The following is a 26,187-nucleotide window of genomic DNA, read 5'->3' as shown; positions in this document are numbered from 1 at the left end:
GAAGCCGTCGCGCAGCTCAATGCATAAGAACGAACAAATGCGCTATTCATGTACCGACCTGGGTCGACACAAACGCCGTAATAGAAAGATATATTATCACACTGCATCGCGTGACCGGTCATTGTTTGATGCTCGGGTGTGATTAATCCAGAAACCAAGTAAAAGTGCGGATGCCATTGCAAATTGAGCGCCAATCACTTGGAACGTCGGATAAACTCCAAGCATACTTAGTCGCGGACCGCCGGCTATCTGTGCAATTCCGATCACACCCGCTTCCTGCAAACCCGCGATCCCTTTGCCAATCAGGACAATCGCAAGCAGGGCGATGAGCACCGAACTGTAGGCAAAGAACTTTCCGATCGGCAGCGTCCGGCTGTAGCGCAGCAGCAGCCAGGCGATGACGACAAGGAGCAAACCGGCCGTGGCAGCGCCCGCCAGCAGATAGCCCGTACTTCCCTGAGCGGACAGCGCAGCGTAAAAAAGGATGGTTTCGAAGACCTCTCTATAGACGACAAGGAATACGATCCCGAACAGAAACCAGAGCGATCCGCGCGAAAGCGCCTTGCCAAGCTTGTCGCGGATATAGCGCTGCCAATTGTCTGCCTGTGATTTTCCGTGCATCCAGACGCCAACCGACAGGAGGACCAGCGCTGCAATCAGCGCACCGAATGCCTCGATCGATTCCCGGCCGGCACCGCTGATGTCGAGAAGATAGGTCGCCGCAAGCCAAGTAAACGCGCCTGCTACCAGCGCACCGGTCCACCCGCCATGGACAAATCGCAATGCCCGATCCTGTCCCGCCTTCCTCACGAAAGCGATCATGGCGATCACGATCAGCAATGCCTCCAGACCCTCGCGGAGGAGGATCGCGAAAGATGCCACAAAGGTTGACCATCCCGTCGCAGATTCCGGCGCAAGGACATTTTCAGCCTGTACGAGCAAACCCTCGATGGCCCGGATCCGTTCGCTTATCGCAGAGGTCGGCAGATCTGCGTCGATGGCTGCACGCAAGTCCATCATCCCGCTCTCGATACGCACCAGAAGATCCGGATTGCGTGTCGCCAATATCGGTTCGACGGGTTCGAACCCGTCCAAATATGCCGACAGTGCGAGCTCCTTGGCCCGGGAAATATTCCCGTTCGCGTGGGCGCGTTCAGCTTCTGCGAGCCGGGTACGTGTGATGCCAAGAGGCCCCGCTGCATCGGCGATCGCCGACGGGTTGGCCCGAAGATAGGCCATGAGCGCGTCCGCGCGCTCTTGCCCGATCTCTCCTGCCAGTTCGTCCGGCGTGATCTTCGTGAGAGCGGCAAGATCGGGAAAGCGTTTACGTAGTTCGGAATCTGACTTCCATAGACGCGCCCCTTCGTCCGCCGGCTCAAAGGCGACGGATCCCGAATAGAAGGCCAGGGCCCAACGATCGTCGGAGGAGAGCTGTGAGAAACCGGGCATGGCGGTGCCATCGATCCCTTGGTCGATAACCTGATAGAGACCCATGATGCTACGCTGGCGCGCGCGATCGACGTCGGTAAATGCGATCGGCGGCGGATCAAGGCCCGCAGACGCCGGCCCGCGACCGTTTCCTGACACCCCGTGGCAACTGGCACAAGTCTCCTGGTACAGCAGTCTTCCGCGCTCAAGATCGGGCGCCCTCGAAGGCGAGAGCGTGATCGGATAGATGGCTAGGAGATCCGCAGCGAGCTTTCTGGCTGCCGTGGCAACTTGATCAACGGGGGCCATCGAGAGGATATCGGCTTCAAGTTGCTTCGCGTTTGCCTCTAGCCGAACGCGACCGGGGCGTTCAGGCAATTCCGCAATACCCGATCGTACCGAACCGGCGAATTCGACCATTTCCTCATATTCGACTTCGTTGACGACTTCGCCGTCCTCGACGGCAGCTGCATAATCTACCGCCATGTAATCGAGCAGGCGCCAGATCGTGTTGGGTTCTGCCGCCAACGCTTGCGCGCTGCCGAACGACAACAGAAGGGCCAGGCAAATGCCGGACAGGCGCGCCAAATATTTCATCATGCAATCTGCTGCGTTTTCATATCGCTGCGCGCATGGCGGATAATTTCGAGAGCCGAATGGAGGAACAAAAATGCAATCGCAGCGGCCACGATGATATCAGGCCATGCGCTTCCCAACCAATAAACCAAACCGGCTGCGACAATGACCGCGACATTGGCCAGGGCATCGTTGCGCGAAAATAGCCATATCGCGCGCGCTTGAGCATCGCCTTCTTTGCGAAAGCGAGCGAGCACAAAAACGGCGGCAAGGTTGATAAGCAGGGCGACAAACCCCACCCAGCCCATGATTCCGGCTTCCGGTTGCACCATATCGAACATGCGCCATATCGCCGCGCCGATCACGCTCACACCAAGCGCCGCCAGAAACAAACCTTGCGCGAGCGCCACCCGAGCACGCGTCGATGCCGTCCATCCGAGCGCAAGCAGTCCGATGAAGGTGATCGAGCCATCGCCAAGGAAATCCAGCGCGTCGGCTTTGAGCGCCTGGCTCGCGGCTAAAAACCCGGCGGCCAGCTCGATCATGCCGAAACCGACATTGAGGATAATCACGATCCAAAGCGCGCGGCGGTATTGCGGATCGTCAACCGCCCTCTCGGGGTCGCCGGTGCAACCACAGTCTTCCGAATCATCTAAACTCATGATTTTTGAGCTTTACAATCTCCAGTTACTGGAGGATCAAGGACTTTCTGCGAACCTTTCGCAGAAAGTCTGACGGCCGATGTGCGATTGCGTCGCGGAGACACACACCCTGCGATGGCTATCATCGAGGATTAAAGAATGCAGATAGGAAAAATTGCCCGCGCGACCGGGACCAAAGTCAACACCGTTCGCTATTATGAAGAGATCGGTCTTCTGAAGCCCGCTCCGCGCTCCCAGTCGGGACGAAGGATTTACGCAGACGCCGATGTCGAACGGCTCGCATTCATCCGGCGGGCTCGGGGTTTGGGCTTTTCGGTGTCCGAAGTTCGCTCGCTGCTCGAAGTGTCGGACGCACCAAACCGGGATTGCAAGGACGCTGCGACTTTGGCACGAAATCATTTGCGCCGGGTGGAGGAGCAGATCGAACAGCTGCAGGCGATGAGACAGGAACTGATCGGCCTGGCACGGGCCTGCGATGGGGGCACTGCCACCGACTGCGGCATCATCGGCGGGCTTGCTAGAAAATCCGCCTAAAGATTGCCTCGGCAAAAGCGCAGAATCTACACTTTCGGCGCGGTGCCATCGTCGCGCTGCGTTTCTCCGGACCACCAGGTAACGAGAAGCAATGCCACTCCAAGGACTATTCCGACATCCGCGAGATTGAACGCCGGCCAGTGATAGCCGCCGACATAGAAGTCGAGAAAATCGGTGACCGCTCCGTCCGCCAGTCGGTCGGCAACGTTACCCAATGCACCGCCAATGATCGAACCTATCGCGGCGGATTCAAGGCGTACGGTACTGCGCCAGAGCCATCTGGCCAGAACGCCCACGACAAGAAGCGCGAACCCGGACAGCAAATAGGGCGCGATTGGATTACCGGAACTCAGAAGGCCGAATGTAACACCGCGATTATATCCGAGCACCAGATTGAAGAATGGAAAAACATCTATCGTGCGGGCAGGGTCCATGACCACATTCACAATAAGCCATTTTGAAATGAGATCGCTCGCGAAGACTGCGACGGCGATCGAAAGACCAAGACTTCGGTACATATTGGTTCCTTGGATGATCGGCAGATATCTCTGATTCTCCGGACGATAGAAATTAGGCCTGGGCCCGGTACTCATCGATCATGTCAATGCAGATAGGTCAACTGCACCGCAGATCACTGGCCTAGCCATTCAGGCATCCGAATGTCATCGGCACGTGATTCCAGCGCGGGAAAATATCTTTCTCCGCCATGCCTTGATGGGCAAGCAAAACATTTTCGCCGATCTCGCAAATTGCACCGGTTCCGCGTGGGGGCACACGAGGTGGATCGCGGACTCATGCTGCGGCGGTGGGAATGTCAAGAAACGCAGTCCCTACCTTCTTGCCAAATCCAAAGGTCATGTTTTTTAGGATACTTTTTGCGGCTACGCGCATTTCAGAACATTCGCTGAACGGCATGGTGCGAATGAGGCGGGGCTCCTTGCGTCTGTGACTCTCTTTGCGGTTGTAGTGAGAAAGCATTGCCGTAGGGCATTCATGCTTCTGAAAAGGGAATATCAAAAATGAAAGCCTCTGACTTGTTTATCGCTGCATTAGAGGCTGAAAAGGTGGAATACATCTTTGCCGTTCCCGGCGAAGAAAACCTCGACCTGCTGGAATCCCTGCGCACGTCCTCAATCGAATTGGTATTGACGCGCCATGAGCAAGGTGCGGGCTTTATGGCGGCGACCTATGGCCGGCTAACCGGCAAGGCGGGGGTTTGCCTCGCAACTCTCGGGCCTGGTGCGACGAACCTGACAACTCCGGCGGCCTATGCCGCGCTCGGGGCCTTTCCGCTCGTCATCATCACCGGGCAGAAACCGATAAAGACATCGAAGCAGGCCCAGTTCCAGATTGTCGACGTTGTTTCCCTGTTTACGCCGCTATGCAAGGCTTCGACCCAGATCGTGAACGGCAATCGCATTCCCTCGCTCGTTCGCGAAGGTTTCCGCCTGGCGCAGGAAGAAAGGCCCGGTGCCGTCCTTCTGGAACTGCCCGAAGACATTGCTGAAGAGCAAACGGTCGAACCGGTCATACCGCCGCATGACAGGCGCTATGCCGTAGCGGGTGATGCCGCTCTGGATGAAGCAGCCCGGCGTATTCTTGCTGCGCAGCGGCCTCTGCTGCTGATCGGAGCTGGAGCGAACCGCCGCCGCGCTTCGAAGGCGTTGCGCAAATTCGTGGCCGATACCGGCTTTCCCTTTTTCGACACCCAGATGGGTAAAGGCGTGGTCGACGAAGATAACGAGCTTTATCTGGGCACCGCGGCGCTATCGTCGGGCGATTATGTCCACTGCGCGATCGAGAAGGCCGATCTGATCGTCAATATCGGTCACGACGTGGTCGAGAAGCCTCCCTTCTTCATGGAGCCGGGCGGGCAGACCGTCATCCATATCAATTACAAGGCGGCTGAAGTCGATCAGGTCTACTTCCCGCAGCTCGAAGTCATCGGCGACATCGCCGGATCGGTCGAGCGGCTGGGAAGCCGCCTCGATGGCAAGCTGCAGTGCGACCGCAGCTATTATACCGCCCTGCATCACGAGATTGCTTCGCACATTTCCGAGACCAGCGACGACGAACGTTTTCCGATGGTCCCCCAGCGCGTGGTTGCCGACGTACGCAGCGTAATGGCGCGCGATGATATCGTTGCGCTCGACAACGGTATCTACAAGATCTGGTTCGCCAGAAACTACATCGCTCATGAGCCTGGCACCATCCTGCTCGACAATGCATTGGCGACGATGGGTGCTGGCCTTCCATCCGCCATGATGGCAGCGATGCTGTCGCCCGGGCGCAGAGTTCTCGCGGTATGCGGCGATGGCGGGTTCATGATGAACTCGCAGGAGCTGGAAACGGCCGTCCGGCTGGGCCTGAACCTCGTCGTACTCATCCTGAACGATGCGGCATATGGGATGATCCGCTGGAAGCAGGACCAGCTCGGCTTTCCGGACTACGGCCTGACCTTTTCCAATCCCGACTTTGTCACTTACGCACAAAGCTATGGAGCGACCGGCCACCATGTCGAGCGAAGCGCGGATCTGGTTTCGGTCCTGAACGCCGCATTCGAGGCTGGCGGCGTGCACCTTGTCGATCTGCCCGTCGACTATTCCGAAAACAAGAAGGTGCTGATCGACGAACTCGGCGCGAAGGTGTGCGAGCTATGAAAACGATCGTTCACAATCCCTTCGACCGCTCGCCGATTGCAGAAGTGGCGCTTGTCGACTGGGCTCAAATCGATGAATGGCTGAATGAAGCGCAGTTGCTCCACCGCGACCGCAGTTGCTGGCTTGCCGTGCACGAGCGTATCGCCATCCTCCGGCGGGCTGCGGATATCATGCGCGAACGAGCCGAGGATCTCGCTCTCCAGATCGTCAGGGAGGGCGGCAAACCCCTGGTCGATGCGCGCGTGGAAGCCGGTCGCGCGATCAACAGCGTCGACTTATGCGTTCAGGCGCTCAGCGATGGCGGCGGTCACGAGATCCCCATGGACCTGACAGAAGCGGGTGCGGGTAGGACGGCGTATACATTCCGCGAACCGATCGGTCCTGTCGTGGCGATCTCGGCATTCAATCACCCCCTCAACCTGATCGTCCATCAGGTTGGACCGGCGGTAGCAGCCGGGTGCCCCGTTCTCATCAAGCCTGCGCTGGAAACGCCTCTGTCATGCCAGAGCTTCGTGAGCATTCTCCATGAAGCCGGCCTGCCCGAGGCCTGGTGCCGGTTCGCTCCGTGCAGCAACGATGTCGCCGAAAGGATGGCAACCGATCCGCGCACGGCGTTCTTCTCATTCATCGGTTCTGCGAAAATCGGCTGGATGCTTCGCTCGAAGCTGGCGCCGGGAACCCGCATTGCTCTCGAGCACGGCGGCGCGGCGCCGGTCATCGTGGACAGCGGCGTGGAGCGCGCAGCAGTGATCGCCTCGTTGCTCAAAGGCGGGTTCTATCATTCGGGTCAGGTCTGCGTTTCCGTGCAGCGCGTATTCGTCCCTGCTGCAGAATTGAAAGACTTCGCCAATGACCTAGGGCGAGCTGCCGAAAAGCTGGTCGTGGGCGATCCCGCCGATGCCGAAACCCAATGCGGACCCCTGATCCGGACGGAGGAAGTCGACCGAGTCGAACGCTGGGTCGATGAAGCCATCGCAGCAGGAGGCACCCTGGTGTGCGGGGGAAGCCGTCTGAGTGACACTCTTTTCTCCCCGACCGTCATTCTCGATCCTCCGGAAAGTGCCAAGGTATCCCAGGAAGAAATCTTCGGCCCCGTGATCTGCGTGTATGGCTATGACGATATCGACCGGGCTATCGAGCAGGCCAATGCCCTGCCTTACGCCTTTCAGGCCGCTATATTCACCGATCGGCTGTCAATCGCTAATCATTGCATAAAGTCTCTGGCGGGATCGGCTGTGATGGTGAACGACCATACGGCATTCCGCGTCGACTGGATGCCTTTTGCAGGTCTGCGCCGCTCCGGGCTTGGCGTGGGCGGGATCGCCTATACTATGGCGGATATGAGCCTTGAAAAAATGGCCGTCTGGAACTGGCCGACAGCGGCATCATAACCCGTTCGACAGACCCGGGATGGCGACACGGGCAGCTTCGCACTCGTCGGCTTCACCCGGAGTTGAGTCTCTGATGGGCGGCGGACAAAAGCCGTGCATTGGCGAGCCCGACCGAACTGGCGCACGAGGCGCGGGCATCAAGGCTCGGTGATATCGGCAAGTACATCGATTATGCGGCAATCGCCTACCGTGTCTTGCTCGCAGGCAGCGATCATGCGCCCAAGTTCCGTCCGCAACGCCTTCAGGCTCGCGATCTTGCGCTCGACTTCGCCGAGATGGCTTCTCGCCAGAGCGTCGATGCCCGCGCAGGACCGGACGGCATCATCGGAGAGATCGAGCAATTCCCTGATGCGTGCCATCGAGAAGCCGAGATCACGCGCGCGCCGTATGAAGTGAAGGCGCGCTTCCTCTGCAGGTCCATAATCGCGATAATTGGCCTTCGTGCGCGGAGGGGCAGCGAGGATACCCTCGCGCTCGTAGAAGCGGATTGTTTCGGATTTGACGCCGGTTATCCGGGCAAGTTGACCAATTCTCATGACAACGGCTCCTACCGCTTGACCTTGTAGTTACTACAAGGTGCATAGGGCGGATCGACGCAAGGAGTCGAGAAAATGGGAAACACCTGCTGCGGTCGCGATGAGGCCGGTGCAAACAACAACGATCCAACATGGCGGCGCATTCTGTGGATCGCGCTGGGCCTTAATGCAATCATGTTCGGTGTGGAGATCGTGGCAGGCATTGCTGCGGATTCGCGCGCCTTGCAGGCCGACGCGCTCGACTTTCTCGGCGATGCGGCAAACTATGCTATCAGTCTCGGCGTAGCGGGGATGGCGATCGTCTGGCGCGCGCGTGCGGCTCTCGTAAAGGCAGCGACCATGCTGGCTTTCGGCCTGTGGGTGCTTGGCTCGGCTATCTGGGGTTTCTTTGTCGGGGCGTCGCCCGACCCGGGAACGATGGGTGCCATCGGTTCTCTTGCTCTGGCGGTAAATCTCGCCGTCGCCGCGATGCTGTTCCGGTATCGCTCGGGCGATGCGAACATGCGCTCGGTGTGGATCTGTTCGCGCAACGACGCGATCGGTAATATCGCCGTGCTGGCGGCAGCGATTGGCGTTTTCGGCACCGGCCGTGCGTGGCCCGATCTGGTTGTGGCGAGCATCATGGCAGGACTGGCGGTGTGGGGAAGTGCCGAAGTCTTCAAACAGGCACGTGGCGAACTGCGCTCTACCTAAACTCCAGAATATGCCGCGATTGCGGATTGGGAAAATACGTTTCCGTCTTTACCCTGCTATTGCGAATTAATTGCAACAGATATAGAGCCCCCGCATGCATCGCATCGTCTCCGCCACCGTCCATCCGGCAATGCGGCTCATTCTGCTGGCGCTTGCGCTGTGTCTGTCCGCCACCGCGAGCGCGGAAGAGCCCGATGTGCGAACCACTTGGCGCTTGCTCGATTATATCGCGGTCGACTACGCCTCCGCGGTTTCCGACGGACGTGTTGCCGACGAATTCGAATATCGCGAAATGGTGGAGTTTTCCGATGTCGTGGCGCGGCAGGTTGCTGCATTTCCGGACACTAAAGACAATCAAGCACTCATCCGCCGATCGGACCAGCTGCGAGCTCTGATCGCCAACAAGGAACCCGCCGAGCGAGTTGGGCGCTTCGCGCGCGCGCTGGCAGCCTCGTTGCTGACAGCCTACCCGGTTCCGCTCGCCCCTTCGCAGGCGCCCGACCTTGTCCGCGCCCGCACTCTCTTCGCGCAGAACTGCGCCTCGTGCCACGGCGCCGCCGGAAGTGCGCCACCAGCCGCAATGCAGGCGCTCGATCCCCCGCCGATCGACTTTACCGATATCGACCGGGCACGGCAGCGCAGTGCGTTCGGGCTTTACCAGGTCATCACGCAGGGGCTTGAAGGAACGTCCATGGCCAGCTTCGCATCGCTATCCGACGAGGATCGCTGGGCGCTTGCATTCTATGCCGGCAGCATTGCTTTTGAAGATGTGGCCAAAGGCGAGCGTATCTGGCGGGAAGATGATGGCATACGCCAGCTTGTCCCCGATCTCCAGACGCTCGCCGCGCTCACACCGGAAAGTCTGGCCGAGCAGATCGGCGAGGACCGTGCGCTCGCCGTCATGGCCTATCTTCGCGCCAATCCGGATGCGGTGGGACAGGCAAATGACGCCGGTTCGCTCGCCTTCGTTCGCGATATGCTCGATCGCAGCCTGTCAGCTTATCAGGCTGGCGACCGTGAGGAAGCGCGGGAGCTTGCCCTGTCTGCCTATCTCGACGGGTTCGAACCCCTGGAGGCCCTCCTGGCAACGCGCGATGGCGGTTTGATGCGGGAGGTAGAACAGGCGCTCGGGCAATTCCGGGCCGGAATAGAGTCCGGGGCGGACCCATCCGAACTACAGCAACTAAGGGCTCGCATCGATAGTCTGCTGGCCAGCGCCGAGGGAGCGTTAGCCCCTGAGGCGGCCAGCGAAATCTCGACCTTTCTCGGCGCGTTCACCATCCTGCTGCGCGAGGGGATCGAAGCACTTCTGGTTGTGATCGCCATGATCGCCTTTGTGAAAAAGTCGCAGCGCTCCGAGGTATTGCCCTATGTCCATGGTGGATGGATCGCCGCTCTTCTTGCAGGTGTCGCCACCTGGGTCGTAGCAACCTACTTCGTCAGCATCAGCGGTGCGAGCCGCGAGATGACCGAAGGGATCGGCGCGTTGCTTGCGGCTGTCATACTCGTATCGGTCGGGATCTGGATGCACGGCAAATCCCAGGCCGAGGAATGGCGGCGCTATATCCAGGAAAAAATGGGCAAGGCGCTCTCGCGCGGATCGGCATGGTTTCTCTTCGGTCTCGCATTCGTGGTCGTCTACCGGGAAGCGTTCGAGACTATCCTGTTCTACGCTGCCCTGTGGAACCCGCAGAGCAGTGGCATCATACTGGCAGGTGCCTTGTCCGCAGTCGCGCTGCTGGCGCTCATTGCATGGGCCATGCTGCGCTACAGCCGCAAACTGCCGATCACCCAGTTCTTCCGCTACAGTGCTATCCTGATTGCGATACTTGCGGTCATTCTCGCGGGCAAGGGCGTGGGCGCTTTCCAGGAGGCCGGAGTTCTTACCGCCACTTTCATTGCCGGCTTGCCGCGCCTCGCCGAACTCGGCTTCTTCCCGACTGTCGAGACAATAGTCGCGCAGTTGCTCACGCTGCTGGCTCTGATTGTCGGATTTCGCGTAAACCGGGCTTTTTCCAATCCGCCACCGGCAAACGTTACGGGATAAGTGGTCCCGGCTACGCAGTCTCCTCGATCCGGCCACAGGGCGGGCGTGCGAAGGACTATCCCACGCTTAAAGGCAACCATAGAGTACGGCCAAAAAGAACCCTGCAGGTCTGTAATACCTCGCTGACTGATGCGTCAGTCACACCGAGGTGTTCAAATGACCGATGACATCGCCAGAAAATTGAAAGCTGCCGCGGCCCGGCTTTTCACTCAGCACGGATATACGGCAACCCGCGTCGCGGACATCGTCGCGAATGCGGGCGTAGCGCAGGGGACCTTTTACCTGCATTTTGAAAACAAGCCGTCGCTGTTTGTCGCGCTTATCGATGAATTCTTTGCAGGACTGATTGAGGAGACCATTGCCCGCCATCCCGCCAAGCGGCTGCAAACTGGAGAGCAGCTATCAGCCGAGGTTGAGGAGATCTGGATGACCATCATTCGGTATGGCCGCAAGCATGATATTCTGACCAGGCTGGTCTTGCGTGAGGGCCATGCGCTTCCGCCCGAGCAGCGCGCTCATATCAATCGACATTTCGAGCAAGGCGCTGACGCGCTCGCGCGGTATCTCGAAGATGCCCAACAGCTCGGCCTGGTGAAAAATCTCCCGGCGCGACTCATTGCTTGGGTTCTTGTCGGAATGATCGAGCGGGCAATGCACTACGCCGTTTTTGTCGCGCCGAACGCACCGAGCGTGTCGCTGGCAGGGCATTGCACCGAGTTCGAACTCCTGGGCCTGCTGGAACCTAGTGATGCTAGGACCGGAGGCGAATCATGAGATCCAGACAGAAGGTCTACATCGGCATTGGCCTGCTCGTATTGCTAGCCGCTTCGGCAGCGACAATCTGGCTGATGCAGCCTGATCGGCATGAGCGAGAAGGTCATCTGGTACTCAATGGAAATGTCGATATTCGTCAGGTCAATCTGGCGTTCAAGGTTCCAGGCAGGATCGACCGATTGGCGGTCGATGAGGGAGATAGGATTGAAGGTGGCGATCTTTTGGCCTCGCTTGAACCTCAGGATTACAAGAACGAGATCGCGCTTGCCGAAGCGCGTGCCAGCCAACGCTCCGCAGCGCTCGCCGCTCTCGAATCGGGCAGCAGGCCGGAGGAGATCGAGCGGGCGAGAGCGCGGGTTGCAGAAGCGGAGTCCGCGCTGAGCGTTGCCCAGGCAACCCTGGACAGGGTCGAACACCTCGCCGAACGCGGGTTTGCCGCACGGCAGACCCAGGACGAGGCGCGGTCACAGCGCGATCGCGCGGCCGCTCAGCGGCAGGCGGCGCTCGAAGAACTCTCGCTTGTCCGCGAGGGACCCCGACGCGAAGAAATCCGGCAAGGACGCGCGGCGCTTGGAGCCGAGCGAGCTGCCGCTGCGCTCGCCCGGCAACGCCTAGTAGACGCGAACCTTTACGCGCCCGCTGACGGGATCATCCTGACGCGCGCACGCGAGGTTGGGGCCATCGTGGGGCCGGGCGAAACCGTATTCACACTCGCGCACACCTCGCCCATGTGGATCCGGGCCTATATCGAGGAACCCGACCTCGAGCGCGTCGAGATCGGTATCCCCGCGACAGTGTTGACCGAGGCTGGCCGCGAATTTCCCGGCCGCATTGCCTACATCTCACCGACAGCCGAGTTCACACCCAAGTCCGTTGAGACCCGCGAACAGCGCACCAGCCTTGTCTACCGGGTGCGTGTGCGTACCGAAGATCAAGACGGAATCCTGAAGCAGGGCATGCCGGTCTCCGTGATCGTCCGTCCCGTCGCCCCCGGGCGTTGACGGGTGGTGGCTCTGGTAACCATCGAAGGCCTGACCAAACGGTTCCCCAAGCAAGCCGAACCGGCATTGCGCAGTGTGAGCACACAGATCAGATCGGGCCACATCGTCGGGCTGGTGGGGCCCGATGGCTCGGGGAAGACAACCTTCTTGCGCCTGATCGCCGGACTGCTGCGCGCCGATGAAGGCGGGATCGACGTGGGAGGTTTCGATCCCGTCGCCAACGCGAAGGAGGTGCGCGCGCGCATTGCCTATATGCCGCAACGTTTCGGCCTCTACGAGGATCTGAGCGTGGAGGAAAATCTCAATCTCTACGCAGATCTGCGCGGACTGGTTGGATCAGCGCGCAAGGCGACATTCGAGCGGCTTCTCGATTTTACCGGCCTAGCGCCATTTACCGGCAGACTGGCAGGCGCCTTGTCGGGCGGCATGAAGCAAAAGCTCGGGCTCGCCTGCGCTCTCGTTGTGACACCTGAACTCCTGTTGCTGGACGAGCCAAGCGTCGGCGTAGACCCTATTTCGCGGCGCGAACTCTGGCGAATGGTAAGCCGACTGACCGATGAAGGGATCACGGTCGTTTGGGCAACCGCCTACCTCGATGAGGCCGAGAAATGCGAGACTGTGCTCGTGTTGAGCGAGGGCGATCTCATCTTCGACGGTCGGCCGGCCGATCTGGCCGCGCGTGTCGATGGCCGGGTGTTTATGATCGAGGGCATCGAGGGCGATCGGCGCTACGTTTTGAATAAGGCTCGCCAACACGAGGCTGTGATGGATGGAACAATCCAGGCCAGCGACGTCAGGCTGTTGCTCAACGAGAATGCGCATGCCCCCTCACTGGCTTCGATTGGCGCGGGGGATGAAGCTCGGCTGCAACCTGTCGCGCCGCGTTTCGAGGATGCGTTCATCGATCTCATCGGCGGCGGGTTTCGCGCCGAATCGCCTTTCGCGGGTGGATCGGAGCGCAGCCACGATATAGCGATTGCCGTAGAGGCGCGCGGACTAACGCGGATGTTCGGCTCCTTCACTGCGGCTTCCGAAATCAGTTTCGATGTGCGTCGAGGTGAAGTGTTTGGGCTTATCGGACCCAATGGCGCGGGCAAGTCGACTACATTCAAAATGCTCTCCGGCCTTCTCAAGCCGACCAGCGGTGAGGCTCGTATTGCCGGTGTCGATTTGCGTACTGCCGCGAGCGAGGCACGGGCTCGTCTCGGATACATGGCGCAAAAATTTTCGCTGTATGGCGATCTCAGCACGATGCAGAATCTGCGGTTCTTCGCACGTGTTTACGGCCTTACCGGAGCGCGGCAGCGTACCATGATTGCGCGTATGATCGAAAGCTTTGCCCTCACGGACAAGCTCGATGAGAATTCCGGTCAGCTCCCGCTTGGGTTCAAGCAGCGTCTGTCACTCGCCTGCGCCGTCATGCACGAGCCTGACGTCCTTTTTCTCGACGAGCCGACCTCGGGTGTCGATCCGCGTACGCGCCGTGAATTCTGGGCCCATATCAACGCAATGGTCACGAACGGCGTAACCGTCATCGTGACGACACATTTTCTCGACGAAGCGGAGTATTGCGACCGCGCTGCGCTCATATATCGCGGGCAGATGATCGCTTTGGGAACTCCCGCCGAACTCAAGGCGCAGGCGGCCTCCTCGACCATGCCCAACCCGACCTTTGAGGATGCATTCATCGCTCTCGTCGAAGAGAACGAAGCGGTAAACGCGCCATGAGGTTTTCGCGTTTCGCAGCGATCATGCGCAAAGAAACCCGGCAGGCTATTCGGGACCCGAGCACACTCATGATTGCCGGCCTATTGCCAATCATGCTGATCTTCCTGTTCGGTTATGCGGTTTCGTTCGACCCCCGGCAGTTCTCGGTCGGCGTTGTGGTCGAACAGCCGACCGGAGAGACGGAGAGCTTTGTCGCGTCGCTGCGCAACACGCGCTATTTCGAGATTGAAACAGCGCCTGTGCGAAAGGACTTCGAAACCCTCATGGCCGCGGGCGAGCTCGATGCGATCATCATCCTGCCACAGGATTTCAGCGCAATTGCGCTCCGCGGAGAGGCGGCGCCGATCCAGATCCTGGTCGATGGGGGTGATCCAAACACGGCCGGACTGGTTGGCTCCTATATTGAATTGCTCGTTATCAATTGGCTCGAGCAGGAATGGCTCGATCGCGGGCAACCGCCCCTCGCGCCTCTCGTCTCGATTGAGCCGCGTGTCTGGTTTAACGCCGAGATTTCGAGCCGCAACTATCTGGTCCCCGGCTCGGTGGCGATCATTCTCACCATAATCGGCGCCTTGCTCACAGCGCTTGTGGTTGCCCGCGAATGGGAGCGCGGCACTATGGAAGCGCTCCTTGCGACCCCTGTCGCTCCGCTCGAACTGCTGCTGGGCAAGCTTGTGCCCTATTTCGTGCTGGGCCTCGGCTCGTTCATGCTGTCCGTGTTTGTGGCCGTGGCGTTTTTTGGTGTTCCCTTCCGCGGATCGTTTCTCGCGCTCTCGCTCGCAGCCGCACTCTTCATGCTGTGCTCGCTGGGCCAAGGACTGCTCATTTCGACGCTCACCCGCAACCAGCTCGTGGCAGCGCAGGTCGCGGTGATGCTTGCCTTTTTGCCCGCGTTCTACTTTTCCAATTTCGTCTTTGAGCTCGACAGCATGCCACTGGCGCTCCAGCTTTTCAGCTACGCGATCCCGGCGCGCTTTTTCGTCTCGACTCTGCAGACGCAGTTTCTTGCCGGCAATGTCTGGTCGGTTCTGCTGCCCGATCTCGCTGCCCTTGCCATCTTCGCGATTGTGATCTTCGCGATCTGCGCTCTGTTCACACGCACCCGGCTCGACTGAGACCATGTGGCAACGCATCTACGCCTTGATCGTGAAGGAGCTTCTGGCAAGCGCGCGCGATCCGCAAACCCGTTGGGTGGTGCTGTTTTCGCCGCCCTTTCTGCTCCTCATCTACGCCTTTGCAATTACGCAGGAAGTATCGGACGTCACCCTGGCGGTCTACAACCAGGACCACGGCAATGCCTCGGTCGAGCTTATCAGCCGCTTCGAGGGTGCCGAAGTATTCGATCAGATTATCCATTTGCGAGCAGGCGCGGATATCGCGCCGACAATCGACGCACGCCGTGCGACGCTGGTCATGCGCGTTGGCGAAGACTTCTCGCGGCGACTCGAGCGCGGCGAAAGCGCCGAGGTTCAGCTAATCCTCGATGGCCGCAGATCCAACACCGCTCAGATCCTGCTGGGATACAGCAGCCGGATCGTCGAAACCTATAATCAGGAGCGGCTCGATCGACTGCGCGCGACGGCACCTGTGCGTCTTGTCCAAAGGACCTGGTTCAATCCCAATCTCGAGCCGCTCTGGTCCGCAGTGCCCGCGCTCTTTGCCGTCCTCGTAGCCGTGGTCGGTTTCATGGTGTCCGCGCTGTCGATCGCCCGCGAGCGCGAGCTCGGTACCTTCGAGCAATTGCTGGTGTCGCCGCTGCGCCCCTTCGAGATCCTGATCGGCAAAAGCGTGCCGGCTCTCCTGATTGCGCTGACGAGCGCAAGTGCGATGCTGGTTCTGGGGATGCTGTTTCTCAACGTACCGATCCGCGGTTCTCTCGCCCTGCTTTTCTTCGGAATGGTTGTCTATCTCGCTGCAATAGTCGGTATCGGCCTGTTTATCTCATCGCTCGCGAAGACCCAGCAGCAGGCGATTATCGGGCTGTTCATGTATATGGTCCCGGCCGTGCTTATTTCGGGCTATGCCACGCCGGTAGAAAACATGCCCGACTGGTTGCAGGGCCTTGCCGCCGCCACGCCGATCACCCACTTCATAGTCATCAGCAAAGCGGTGTATCTTCGTGAAGCGCCACTCTGGCTCTATTTCTCCCACATCTGGCCCATGGCGCTTATCGCTGCCGCGAGCCTGCTGGCGGCGACTTGGTTGTTCCGCCGCCGAACGGGTTAAACAGTTTCACGGGGCCAAGCCACCAATCCCGACTTCGGCAATCGGCAGGATGACCGAAGGGTCGGGACGCGCGAGGCGTTGATCAACCGCCTGGCACGCGATGGATTGCAGCATGTGCCGGATGATGTTGAGGCGTGCGGCGCGTTTGTCGTTGGCGCGCACTGCAATCCACGGGGCATAGCCAAAATCTGTGCGTGTCAGCATTTCGTCCCGGGCGGTGGAATAATCGTTCCACTTCTCGAGCGCCACTGCGTCGATGGGGCTGATCTTCCACTGCTTGAGCGGATCAGTGCGCCGCGCTTCGAGGCGCTTGGCCTGCTCTTTTCTATCGATGTCGAGATAATATTTGAGAAGCGTAGTCCCGTCGCGCGCCAGCATCTCTTCGAATTGCGCAACATCGGCGAAGAAGTCGACAACTTCCTCCTTGCCGGCAAATCCCATCACCCGCTCGACGCCCGCCCGGTTGTACCAGGAGCGGTTGAACAGAGCGATCTCCTCATCGGCGGGCAGCTGTTCGCTATAGCGGCGAAAATACCAGCTGCGCGCGTCGCGATCGGAAGGTTTTCCCAAAGCGACGACCCGCGTCTCGCGCGGGCTCATGTGTTCGCGCACACGCTTGATCACACCGTCCTTTCCGGCCGCATCCCTCCCCTCGAATATGATCAGAACACGCTCGCCATGGGCGATGACCTGGCGTTGTATCTTGACCAGTTCGATCTGCAGCGCGCGCAATTGTTGCTTGTATTCGCTTTTGGATATTTTCTTCTTAGTCGAACTGGACATGTTGCTCTCCGGCTCTTTAGCTGCGATAACAGGACAAACCCCGAACATGTCGCGACGATACTACCGCCTGCGACCGTTTTGCGGGAAGGGACGGGCCCTTCTCCGGTATTGGGGCACTGGCGTTTTGGGGTTTTCCATGGTTGGAATTGAAGCCGATAAAGCTGACAGGTCCGAGGAGGCGTTGCGACCGATGGATGAAGCAGTGCGCCGGGCGCTGGTGGATAGCCACGAAGATATGCTGCGCTTCCTCATCGGCCGCATGCGGGGGCGCCAGGAGGCGGAGGAAGTTCTCCAGCGTTTCATGCTTCGTGCGATCGAGCGGGCTGGGGACCTGCGGGATGTGGGTTCGGTCAAGGGATGGCTCTCCCGAGTGCTGGCGACGACAATTGCCGACTTTTACCGACAGGCTGCGCGCGGCCGTAAACACGAAACCGCCATTGATCCTCAGGAACTCGCCGAACTCGCAGAAGCAGAAGTCATTTCTGACGCGGAGATGGAGGCTGCCGTATGCAACTGTCTCTATCGCCTCCTGCCAACGCTCAGGCCGGACTATGCCGAAGTCATCTGGCGCGCTGATTTGCTCGAGGAGCCGCGTGAAAGCATCGCCAGCGCCCTTGATACGAGTGTCAACAATATCAACGTGCGTCTTCATCGTGCGCGCGGCGCGCTTCGCACGCGCCTGCTCCAGATGTGCCGCACCTGTGTCATTCACGGTTTCCTCGATTGCGAATGCCAGCATGAGAAGGAGCAAGCACACGCGCCGTAGGCGCAGACTGTCGGGGCCGCACTATCTGGGCGATGCTAGTCACCGTCCTTGGGCCGCGCGTCTCCTGAGCTGCATGGCCGCATAGCTTTTTCGTTTTGGCGTGGATCGCTGTCGACGCCCAAGGTCCAGGACGGTGGGTCGCTCGCGGGAAACGATTCGTTCAGGGCTTCGTCGATCGCTCGCTCTTCCGGGCCGGAGGAGCGCGTCTCTGGCTTGCATCGTGGCCGGTCCGTGGGGGCGTTCGTCATCGGCTTGGCTCTTGCCTTCAATCGCTACAATCTCAGCTCGTCTGATCCGATACCAAGCGTTTTGTTTGTCAACCTCATCGAGACCTCGGGCTGCTCCTCGCTCGACGCAAGGGCGCGGATCGCATCTATCGTTTCAGGGATGACGATGGCTTGGTTGTCGACCATGTAATTGTAGCACAGTTCGGTTCCATCGACCGCGAGGATGTTGCTCCAGAGGGCCACCTCGTAGAGGTCTGCATTGGGCCGCCCCTCCATCGCCATCGCCTCTTTGACGCTGTTGAGTGCCGACAGTCCGCTGTCTCCATCGATGAGCAGAATTCTTGGCGAGGCCGCAAATGCGTCGAGGACTTCCTCCTTTGTCGCAGGCCGGGTGAGTTCAACATACCAGCTGTGCAGATGAGCCAAGGTCTCAGGAACCTTGATCGCGATCGTCACCACATCGAGTTCCGGATCCACATGCCGGGCATCCGGCCCCTGATGGCTCGGGATTGTCGGCTCGGGCACGAGCGTGTTCATGATCCCCCCGAGATGGCTCTCCCAGGGGTCGGTGGCCCGGCGCATGAGCGTGCCGCGCGCCTTTTTGAGCAGGCCTGCGCGCTTCAGCGCCCCTAGGGTGCGGACAATCGACGTGGTGTTGCATGACACGACCCGTGTCGCATCGCGGCCGAGTGCGCTCTCATAGGTTGCTTCGGCGACGAATGAGTGCCCCGCCACGTCGTGCTTCTCGCCTCCTTGCACGATGAATGGCTTCCCTGCGCGGCGATAGATGTCTGCGTTTTGGGCACCGATGCCCTTGGGTGTGCAGTCGACAATGACGTCGCTTGCCGCGATGAGATCCTCTAGCGAACCAGCAACGTCGAGCCCCGACTCCGGCAAGGTTTGCGAGGCCTGCGAACTGGCCGCAAACAGGCGAACGCCGTCCTTCGCGAGCATTGCGATCCGCCAATCGGCGGCGACGTCGGCGACGCCTGCCAATGCCATATCGGGTTGTAGCCTTACGGCGCCGACAACGCGGCGACCGATTACCCCTGCTCCTACGATCCCTACCGAGATCTTGTTTGGCTCCTTTGTCATCGACTATGAACTCCAGTTGGTGGTTGCGGGCGCACTCGTGACGCCGAAAGGGTGGGATTAGTGGCTCGCGCCGATCAGCTCATCGTTCTGGACGCTCCATGCGCACAAAGCCTCGGCGAGTGACGGCGACACATCCACTGCGTTGGTTGGATGCGCGATGGCATTGACGCTGATCACGCGCTTGGCACCGGCCTGCAGGAGCTCGTCATATGCATTGCCGGCAAAGATGGGGTGGACCACAACGCAAACCGGCGGCTTACTTCCAGCCTTCGAGAGCAGCTTGACTGTTTCGACGAGCGTTCGCGCACTAGAGGCAATATCGTCGATGATGACGGGTTGTTTGTCGTCCATATCGGGAAGGCTCCCGCCGCTGATCGCCACATCGAAGTCGCCCCAGCGTTTCTTCTCCAGAACAGCTGAAGGTATGCCGGCCCTTTCTGCGACATCGAGCACCCATTGTTCGCTCTCCTCGTCGGGGCCGATGACGAAGGCGTCCGGGATGTTCGCCTTTAGCCAATCCGCAATCGCCGGTGCTGCGGGCACGACCTTGCTCGGCACCGAATAAATCTCATCGAGATTGTCGATGCGGTGCAGGTGGGGATCGACGGTGACGAGGAAATCGAAATAGAACGACAGCAGCCGCGAGAACGAAATGGACGTGACGGCCTCGCCTGGATTGAAGGCCTTGTCCTGGCGCATATAGGCCAGATAAGGCGCGACGAGCGCGATGCTTCGCGCGCCCTGATCGCGCAGCGCATCCGCCGCAAAGAGCAATGGCGCGATTTTCGCATCGGGCCGGTCAAGAGTGCAAAGCAGGACTACATCTCGGCCACTTACCGGCGTGGCGATTCGCAAGTAGGTTTCTCCATCGGGGAACTGGCGCGTCTCGAGTTCGCCGAGATCGGCCTCGAAACACCGGGCAAGTCCTTCGGCCATGCCCGGTGCCGCGCTAAGGGAAAAGACGACCCTGCTCATTGTGCCTCCAATCTGATCATATCGCTGTTGCGCAAGGCAAAGGCGAAAGCGTAATCAAGCTCGCCCATGCTTTCGCCGTGAATGGTGAAGAGTGGCTGGCCTTCCTCGACCAAATCGCCCGACTGCACATGCAGAGCGATCCCGGCCGTCGCGCGCTGCGGTGCGCCAGCGAGTTTGGCAGTGCGCGCAAGCAGGCGGTTGTCAAAGGTGGCTACCCGTCCTGCGCGCGTGGCGAGGAATTCGCGCGTCTGGAGCGCCCGCCCTGGCTCTTTGAAGCCGCCCTGTGCTTCGCAGATAGCAAGAAATTTGCTTTCTGCGCGCCCCTCGACCAGCAATTGCGTAGCCTGATGAAGAGCATCGGTACGCGATACGCCGCTCAGTTCGAGAATGCCGGCAGCCAGCGCCAGCGCGCGAGCTTTGAGATCCTGCGGCGCGTCGTCGCGGTTGGCGAGGACCGCAAGGACATCATGTGCCTCCAGGGCCGGCCCGATCCCGCGTCCAACTGGCTGGGTCCCGTCGGTCTGGACTGTCGCGACGTGCAGTCCGCATTGCCGCGCCACGTTCTCGAGGAGCCCCGCAAGCGCATCGGCGTCCCTTGTGCTCCGAATCTTCGCGGTCGGTCCTACTGGTAGGTCAAGCAATACGTGCGTCGATCCGGCAGCAAGTTTCTTGGAAAGCACCGAAGCAACAAGTTGCGCATCGCTGTCAACATCCAGAGCCCGCTCGATCCGAATGAGGACGTCATCAGCCGGACTGAGATTGACGCTGCCGCCCCAAACGATGCAGCCGCCTTCTCGTTCGACCACCTTCTGCATGGCCGCCAGATCGAGCGTCACGGGCGCCATGGTCTCCATCGCATCCGCAGTACCGGCCGGTGATGTGATCGCCCTGGATGACGTCTTTGGCATCGTGAGACCGGCTGCCGCGATAATACTGACCACGATAGGTGTTGTCCGATTGCCCGGCAGTCCGCCGACGCAATGTTTGTCCATCACGCGGTCGGTATTCCATTCGAGGCGGTCGCCCGCAGCGAGCATCGCTCGGGTGAGGGCAGCGGTTTCCTCTCCCTGTGCTGGCTGCGCAGCGAAAGCGGACACGAACGCGGCGATGTCGACATCCGAATACCGACCGTCCGCGATATCGGCGATAATGTGTCCTAGACGGATCTCGTCAAGCCGGTGGCCATAGAGTTTAGCTCTAACGTGGCTGAGCGACGACAACGGATGAGGATGCCTGACTTGAAGCTCGTCGCCCTCGGCGAGGGAAAGCCGTGCCATCAGCCGGTGAGGCAGGCCCACTTCATCGTCGGCCAGGAGATCATCCGTAGCCCGGTAAAGCGTCGCCAAAAGCGTTCTTCCTTTCGCGACAAGTTCCACCCCCACGCGGGCGCGAAACCCTTCGGACCGCGCAACCGGACAATCCTCATGCATGAAGATCATCGCTTCGCCATCGGTTTCGATCGGCAAGGCGCGCGCGCGCAACGGATGAGCAAGTGCGTCTGTGGAGGAGGTAGGGGAAAGGATGGCCTCACTCATGAAAGGACGACCTCTTCGGCGTGCTCGGGGACGCGCGCATTCCAGCCAAGACGTTCGGTCACAAGATGTCTTAGGGTGTCGGACGCACCGGGCTCTCCATGGGTTACGAAAATCTGCCGCGGAGAGGACCGGAAACCTTCAAGCCATCGCAGCAGTTCGCCCTGGTCGGCATGGGCCGAAAGCATGTCGAGCTGCGCCACCTCGGCGCGGATGGGGATGTAACTGCCGTGGATTTTCAGTTCGGTCGCGCCATCGCGCAGGGCCGCCCCCCGCGTGCCGCCAGCCTGAAATCCTGCGAGGATGATCGTGTTGCGGTGACTGGGGGCATAGTGTTTGAGGTGATGCAAAATCCGCCCGCCGGTTGCCATGCCGCTCGCTGAAATTATGATCTTCGGCATGGCGCTGCGATTGAGCTGCTTGGACTCTTCGGCTTCGCGAACATATTCGGCAATTCCGCATGCATCGCGGCATTGCTTTTCGGTCAGGCGGTGTTCGCCGAGATGGTCACAGAAAATCGAGCTGGCGTTTACCGCCATGGGGCTGTCGAGATAGATCGGGATTTGCGGCAGTCTGCCTCGCTGCCGCAACTGACCGAGATGGTAGAGAAGCGTCTGCGCGCGGCCGATCGCGAAGGAAGGAATGATGACCGACCCGCCGCGCCGGACCGTTCTTCCGACTACGTCTTCGAGCACACTTTCAGGGTCGGCCTCGCCATGATGGCGATTGCCGTATGTGGACTCGGTGACGATGTAATCAGCCTCGGGAACTACCACAGGATCGACCATCGTCGCGCTGCCGTAGCGTCCGATGTCACCCGAGAAGACAATCTTCATATCGTCGCATTGCAGCTCGATACTTGATGCGCCGAGAATATGGCCCATCGGCCGGAAGATCGCCTTGCAATCGCGCGTAACTTCGACCGGCTCCTGGAAGGGCACAGGCCTGAATGACTTCAGCGCGGCTTTCGCATCGGCCTGGGTGTATAGGGGCCGAGGCGACTTGTGCTTGCTGTACCCTTTCCTTTTCGCATAGCGGGCATCGGCCTCCATCAAATACCCGCTGTCGGGAAGCAGCAATTCGCACAGTTTGAGCGTTGCGTGCGTGCTCAGCACGGGCCCCTTGAACCCGTCGCGTATCAGAGCTGGAACGTAGCCCGAATGATCAAGGTGGGCGTGCGTGAGAAGGACCGCATCGATTGACGCCGGATCGACCGGAAACGGCTTCCAGTTGCGCTCACGAAGCTGTTTGAAACCCTGAAAGAGCCCGCAATCGATGAGGATCCTGTGATCAGGCGTCTGAAGAAGATACTTCGATCCGGTGACCGTACCCGCTGCTCCGAGAAAACTTAGCTTGTAGCTCACCAGACCTCTTCCCTGCCAATCGGATAGATTAGTAACCCCCAACAGACGGGAGCACGTGGCGGAAATTACAGTTCAACCGTCCGAACTTACCGGAATCCGCAGGCAGGATCATCCGTTATGGGAAGTATCGGCGAAAAGCCGCCACCCGGGGTTCGCATATTTGTCGCCTGGCCATGGTAGAGCCGTGCCGCGCGCAACAGTATTTCTCCGGCATAGGTATAAAGCCGCACATCCACTTTGAGCTCGACGATATCCGTCTCAAGGCGGACCTTGCGCGTGCTCGGAGGCGTAAACCGCTGCGCGACATAGCCGCCCTCAACGATCTCGGACCAGACCCGCTTCGTCAGCTTCGCTCCGCGATAGGCGGCCTTGCTGCCATAACCGCGGGCAGGTTTGAAAAACCAGTCTCGCCGTTCGGACCAGAATTTCTCGGCGTTAAAACGATCGACGATTGCTGTTTTCGGCACCGCGGCGAGGATCACTTTTTTCTCGCGTTCGCTCAAACCGCACGAAGCCAGCCAATCCGGATCGGAAAGCAGGCAGAGGTTCCGCTTGTCGGCATAGAGCGCATGGATATGCGGATTTGGCGAGAGCACGACGCGGCCTGTCATATAGGCTTCCCGAAGGGTCCGGCTCTCCGGGCGATCGAGCGAGAAATCGACCAGGCGATTATACACAAGATCGATTTTCCTGCCCTCGAAGAGTAATCCGGCGGGGGACAGCTCGAGATCCTCGGGCCCGGCGACCACCGCTTCATATCCGTGCTCCTGCAACAGGGTCCTTGCTGCGAGAAATTCGGGAAAAAGCGGCTGTCCTTCAGGATCATCATCGACGATGGCGATGGATTCGAGCTCACCGGCACGATCCTGCGCATGCCACTCCTCCTCGAACATCCGGGCAATTCTTGTCCGAAACGTGTCCTGTGAGATGTCTGCGGCCAGAGCCGGTCGTGTTTCCCTGCAGCATTGGGTTTGCGCATCGGCAAGCAAGGCGTTCAGAAAAGCGCCGCCGGCATTGGTGTTGATCTCGATGAGCCGCGGACCGTTGGCGGTGAGATGGAAGTCGTAGCCCATAAAAACCCCTTTGGGCCCGAAATCTCGGGCGGCTGACGAAGGCGCCCAGCCCATGACAACCGAGCGGAAGGCGGGGGTTTTGGCGACGGTCTCGATGGCCGCGACAACCTGCGTCATGGCCGAAAGCGTAGCTGGATCGATGAATACCGGGGCAGCGGCAAAGAGGGTCGATTGCGATGCAAGGAGGGTGTCGCCGGCTCCGCTCTCGCCGAGTTCCGTATCGAGGAGGGTCGCCAAACGCTGCCGGTCGAGCGTTACGCACATGCACTCGGCATTGGCCCAGTCCGCCGCCTTCCCTTCAGCCTGTTCTGCAGCACAGCTGTCGGTCTTGTCATCGCATGGCATCATTCGGTTCCATCAATAATGGGCAGATAAAGCACTTCGCCCAGTGAGGAGTTGCGCTTTTTCGCTGTCTCGGCGAGACTCGGATATGCCGAGAATCTCTTTGCCAGACCAGCTTGCCACGCATGAGGTGCTCAATCAGCCTCCACCCCTTGTGGATTTCAACGCCTTCGAGCTCGACGTTCCTCTGCAAAGCGCACTCGAACGAAACGGGGCGGCTGCGCACCGCGACCAGCTTGCTGTATTTGGCAAACGCGTCGGCAGTTTCGAGGCGCTCGAATGGGGGCGCCTTGCCAACGAAAATCCGCCAAAGCTGAAAACCTTCGACCGCTTCGGCCACCGGATCGACGAAGTCGAGTTTCATCCCGCCTACCACCAACTCATGCGCCTCGGTCTTGAATCGGGCGTGTCGGGGGCGGCCTGGACCGCCGAACAGGCGGGTCATACGCTGCACGCTTCGCTCCTCTACCTCATGACCCAGGCCGACGCGGGCACGGCCTGCCCGATGTCGATGACTTACGCGGTCGTTCCCGCGCTCCGCGCCGAACCGGCCGTAGCCGCTGAATGGGAGCCGCGCGTTACCAGCGGCCGATATGACCCGCGGTTTATCCCGGCGGCTGAGAAGACTGGCGCGACAATGGGCATGGCGATGACCGAGAAGCAGGGCGGTAGCGACGTTCGCGCGAATACTACACGCGCGCATGCGCTCGGGACGGGGGAATATGAGCTGATCGGCCACAAGTGGTTCTGTTCCGCCCCGATGTCCGACGCCTTTCTGACCCTCGCCTACGCAGAAGGCGGTCTGACCTGCTTTCTCGTGCCGCGCTGGCGCCCCGACGGGACCCGCAATGCCATTCACATCATGCGGCTCAAAGACAAGCTCGGCGACCGCTCCAACGCCTCGTCCGAAATCGAATATCACGGCGCCTGGGCCCAGCGTGTCGGGGAAGAAGGTAGGGGCATACGGACCATCATCGATATGGTGCAGGGTACACGGCTCGACTGCATTGCAGGGTCCGCCGCGGGAATGCGTGCAGCTCTTACGCAAGCCGCATGGCATACGCGGCACCGCACGGCCTTCCAGCGCCAATTGGCCGACCAGCCCGCCATGCGCGGTGTTCTCGCCGACCTCGCGCTCGAGGTCGAGGCCGCGACGGCGCTGATGATCCGCATCGCCTCGGCGTTCGACGCTGCGCAGGCCAGCGACGAACGCGAAGCGGCCTTTGCGCGCCTCGCGACGCCGATCGCAAAATATTGGGTCTGCAAACGTCAACCCGGCTTCGTCTACGAAGCGCTTGAGTGTCTTGGCGGCGCCGGCTTTGTGGAAGAGGGGCCCATGCCGCGCCTTTTTCGGCAGAGCCCTCTGAATGCGATCTGGGAGGGGTCGGGCAACGTGATCGCGCTCGATGCCCTCCGCGCGCTTACGCGGGAACCGGGGGCGTGGGAAGCCCTGCGCGCGGAACTTGGCCTGGCGCAGGGCGCGCATCCGCTGCTCGATGCGGCCATCGATCGCATCGACGGCATTCGTGTCAATGGTGTTCCCGCGGAATCCGAAGCGCGCGCCTTCGTCGAGACGGTCGCGCTCGCGCTGGAAGCAGCCTGCCTTCGCGATGCACCATCTGCCGTTCTCGCCGGGTTCTGCGCGACGCGGCTCGATCCCGACAACCGTGCGTTTCTTCATGGCGCTGCGAGTGCTTCGCTTGACACCGACCGGCTGTTGGCCCGTGCCCTGCCAAGCGAATGAGGCGTCGGACGCTCTTGCAGTGAAGGACGC

Annotated in this window: 22 protein-coding genes; 12 read left to right on the top strand and 10 right to left on the bottom strand. The window is 60.2% G+C overall.

Annotated features, from left to right (window positions below; genetic code table 11):
- Positions 1-96: 96 nt before the first annotated feature.
- Entirely contained in the window at positions 97-2,028 is a 1,932-nt protein-coding gene (locus ABFX23_RS17050) for a cytochrome c/FTR1 family iron permease (RefSeq protein WP_224801006.1), read from the bottom strand.
- Positions 2,025-2,666 carry a cation efflux transmembrane domain-containing protein gene (locus ABFX23_RS17045; protein WP_219148254.1) on the bottom strand — a complete coding sequence of 214 codons (642 nt, stop codon included), beginning with the start codon at positions 2,664-2,666 and terminating at the stop codon, positions 2,025-2,027. The genes ABFX23_RS17050 and ABFX23_RS17045 overlap by 4 nt, the downstream gene beginning before the upstream one ends.
- A gap of 138 nt (positions 2,667-2,804) precedes the next feature.
- Between ABFX23_RS17045 and ABFX23_RS17040 the strand changes: the two genes are divergently transcribed.
- On the top strand, positions 2,805-3,200 hold the full coding sequence (locus ABFX23_RS17040) for a MerR family transcriptional regulator (RefSeq protein WP_010412699.1): 396 nt from the start codon (positions 2,805-2,807) through the stop codon (positions 3,198-3,200).
- A 26-nt stretch (positions 3,201-3,226) separates the two neighbouring features.
- Here ABFX23_RS17040 and lspA read toward each other — a convergent pair whose 3' ends face one another.
- Complete coding sequence (gene lspA, locus ABFX23_RS17035) at positions 3,227-3,718, bottom strand: signal peptidase II (RefSeq protein WP_090479092.1); 492 nt, start codon at positions 3,716-3,718, stop codon at positions 3,227-3,229.
- Positions 3,719-4,219: 501 nt separating this feature from the next.
- Here lspA and ABFX23_RS17030 point away from each other — a divergent pair.
- Together ABFX23_RS17030 and ABFX23_RS17025 are read left to right on the top strand one after the other, a co-directional pair.
- Positions 4,220-5,860, top strand: coding sequence for an acetolactate synthase large subunit (locus tag ABFX23_RS17030; RefSeq protein WP_224801007.1), 1,641 nt, complete (start codon positions 4,220-4,222; stop codon positions 5,858-5,860).
- Positions 5,857-7,251 carry an aldehyde dehydrogenase family protein gene (locus ABFX23_RS17025; RefSeq protein ID WP_224801008.1) on the top strand — a complete coding sequence of 465 codons (1,395 nt, stop codon included), beginning with the start codon at positions 5,857-5,859 and terminating at the stop codon, positions 7,249-7,251. The genes ABFX23_RS17030 and ABFX23_RS17025 overlap by 4 nt, the downstream gene beginning before the upstream one ends.
- Positions 7,252-7,388: 137 nt before the next feature.
- Here the strand turns inward: ABFX23_RS17025 and ABFX23_RS17020 are convergent, their stop codons facing one another.
- Positions 7,389-7,787, bottom strand: coding sequence for a MerR family transcriptional regulator (locus ABFX23_RS17020; protein WP_219148260.1), 399 nt, complete (start codon positions 7,785-7,787; stop codon positions 7,389-7,391).
- A gap of 75 nt (positions 7,788-7,862) precedes the next feature.
- On the opposite strand from ABFX23_RS17020, the gene ABFX23_RS17015 reads away from it, so the two are divergent.
- The 7 genes from ABFX23_RS17015 to ABFX23_RS16985 all read left to right on the top strand — a co-directional run bounded on the left by ABFX23_RS17015 (position 7,863) and on the right by ABFX23_RS16985 (position 16,256).
- Complete coding sequence (locus ABFX23_RS17015; RefSeq protein WP_219148262.1) at positions 7,863-8,480, top strand: cation efflux transmembrane domain-containing protein; 618 nt, start codon at positions 7,863-7,865, stop codon at positions 8,478-8,480.
- A gap of 94 nt (positions 8,481-8,574) precedes the next feature.
- Complete coding sequence (locus ABFX23_RS17010; protein WP_219148264.1) at positions 8,575-10,527, top strand: cytochrome c/FTR1 family iron permease; 1,953 nt, start codon at positions 8,575-8,577, stop codon at positions 10,525-10,527.
- Between the two features lie 156 nt (positions 10,528-10,683).
- Positions 10,684-11,301 (top strand): TetR/AcrR family transcriptional regulator, encoded by a 618-nt coding sequence (locus tag ABFX23_RS17005; RefSeq protein WP_219148266.1) that lies wholly within the window; start codon positions 10,684-10,686, stop codon positions 11,299-11,301.
- On the top strand, positions 11,298-12,302 hold the full coding sequence (locus tag ABFX23_RS17000; RefSeq protein ID WP_219148268.1) for an HlyD family secretion protein: 1,005 nt from the start codon (positions 11,298-11,300) through the stop codon (positions 12,300-12,302). Before ABFX23_RS17005 ends, ABFX23_RS17000 begins: the two co-directional genes overlap by 4 nt.
- Positions 12,303-12,308: 6 nt before the next feature.
- On the top strand, positions 12,309-14,030 hold the full coding sequence (locus ABFX23_RS16995) for an ATP-binding cassette domain-containing protein (RefSeq protein ID WP_230293249.1): 1,722 nt from the start codon (positions 12,309-12,311) through the stop codon (positions 14,028-14,030).
- 23 nt (positions 14,031-14,053) lie between these two features.
- The gene (locus tag ABFX23_RS16990) at positions 14,054-15,145 is read left to right on the top strand and encodes an ABC transporter permease (RefSeq protein ID WP_230293250.1); all 1,092 of its coding nucleotides are present in this window, start codon (positions 14,054-14,056) and stop codon (positions 15,143-15,145) included.
- Between the two features lie 4 nt (positions 15,146-15,149).
- Complete coding sequence (locus tag ABFX23_RS16985; protein ID WP_046904073.1) at positions 15,150-16,256, top strand: ABC transporter permease; 1,107 nt, start codon at positions 15,150-15,152, stop codon at positions 16,254-16,256.
- Between the two features lie 6 nt (positions 16,257-16,262).
- Here the strand turns inward: ABFX23_RS16985 and ppk2 are convergent, their stop codons facing one another.
- Positions 16,263-17,039 (bottom strand): polyphosphate kinase 2, encoded by a 777-nt coding sequence (gene ppk2 / locus ABFX23_RS16980; RefSeq protein ID WP_346034095.1) that lies wholly within the window; start codon positions 17,037-17,039, stop codon positions 16,263-16,265.
- 136 nt (positions 17,040-17,175) lie between these two features.
- Between ppk2 and ABFX23_RS16975 the strand changes: the two genes are divergently transcribed.
- Positions 17,176-17,805 (top strand): RNA polymerase sigma factor, encoded by a 630-nt coding sequence (locus ABFX23_RS16975; protein ID WP_230293252.1) that lies wholly within the window; start codon positions 17,176-17,178, stop codon positions 17,803-17,805.
- A 272-nt stretch (positions 17,806-18,077) separates the two neighbouring features.
- Here ABFX23_RS16975 and ABFX23_RS16970 read toward each other — a convergent pair whose 3' ends face one another.
- The 5 genes from ABFX23_RS16970 to ABFX23_RS16950 all read right to left on the bottom strand — a co-directional run bounded on the left by ABFX23_RS16970 (position 18,078) and on the right by ABFX23_RS16950 (position 24,419).
- Positions 18,078-19,127, bottom strand: a complete 1,050-nt coding sequence (locus tag ABFX23_RS16970; protein WP_230293253.1) for a type II glyceraldehyde-3-phosphate dehydrogenase — start codon at positions 19,125-19,127, stop codon at positions 18,078-18,080.
- A 57-nt stretch (positions 19,128-19,184) separates the two neighbouring features.
- Positions 19,185-20,102 carry a ribose-phosphate pyrophosphokinase gene (locus tag ABFX23_RS16965; RefSeq protein WP_230293254.1) on the bottom strand — a complete coding sequence of 306 codons (918 nt, stop codon included), beginning with the start codon at positions 20,100-20,102 and terminating at the stop codon, positions 19,185-19,187.
- On the bottom strand, positions 20,099-21,637 hold the full coding sequence (locus ABFX23_RS16960) for a thymidine phosphorylase family protein (protein WP_230293255.1): 1,539 nt from the start codon (positions 21,635-21,637) through the stop codon (positions 20,099-20,101). Before ABFX23_RS16960 ends, ABFX23_RS16965 begins: the two co-directional genes overlap by 4 nt.
- Entirely contained in the window at positions 21,634-22,998 is a 1,365-nt protein-coding gene (locus ABFX23_RS16955; protein ID WP_230293256.1) for an MBL fold metallo-hydrolase RNA specificity domain-containing protein, read from the bottom strand. Before ABFX23_RS16955 ends, ABFX23_RS16960 begins: the two co-directional genes overlap by 4 nt.
- Before the next feature lie 86 nt (positions 22,999-23,084).
- The gene (locus ABFX23_RS16950) at positions 23,085-24,419 is read right to left on the bottom strand and encodes a hypothetical protein (protein ID WP_230293257.1); all 1,335 of its coding nucleotides are present in this window, start codon (positions 24,417-24,419) and stop codon (positions 23,085-23,087) included.
- 82 nt (positions 24,420-24,501) lie between these two features.
- Between ABFX23_RS16950 and ABFX23_RS16945 the strand changes: the two genes are divergently transcribed.
- Positions 24,502-26,157: an acyl-CoA dehydrogenase family protein gene (locus ABFX23_RS16945; RefSeq protein ID WP_346034094.1), complete on the top strand. Its 1,656-nt coding sequence runs from the start codon at positions 24,502-24,504 to the stop codon at positions 26,155-26,157.
- The last annotated feature ends 30 nt before the right edge of the window (positions 26,158-26,187 follow it).

The sequence above is a fragment of the Erythrobacter westpacificensis genome (assembly GCF_039542285.1).
In the GTDB taxonomy this organism is placed as follows: Bacteria; Pseudomonadota; Alphaproteobacteria; order Sphingomonadales; family Sphingomonadaceae; genus Alteraurantiacibacter; species Alteraurantiacibacter westpacificensis.
This window is presented reverse-complemented; position numbering and strand designations above follow the sequence as displayed.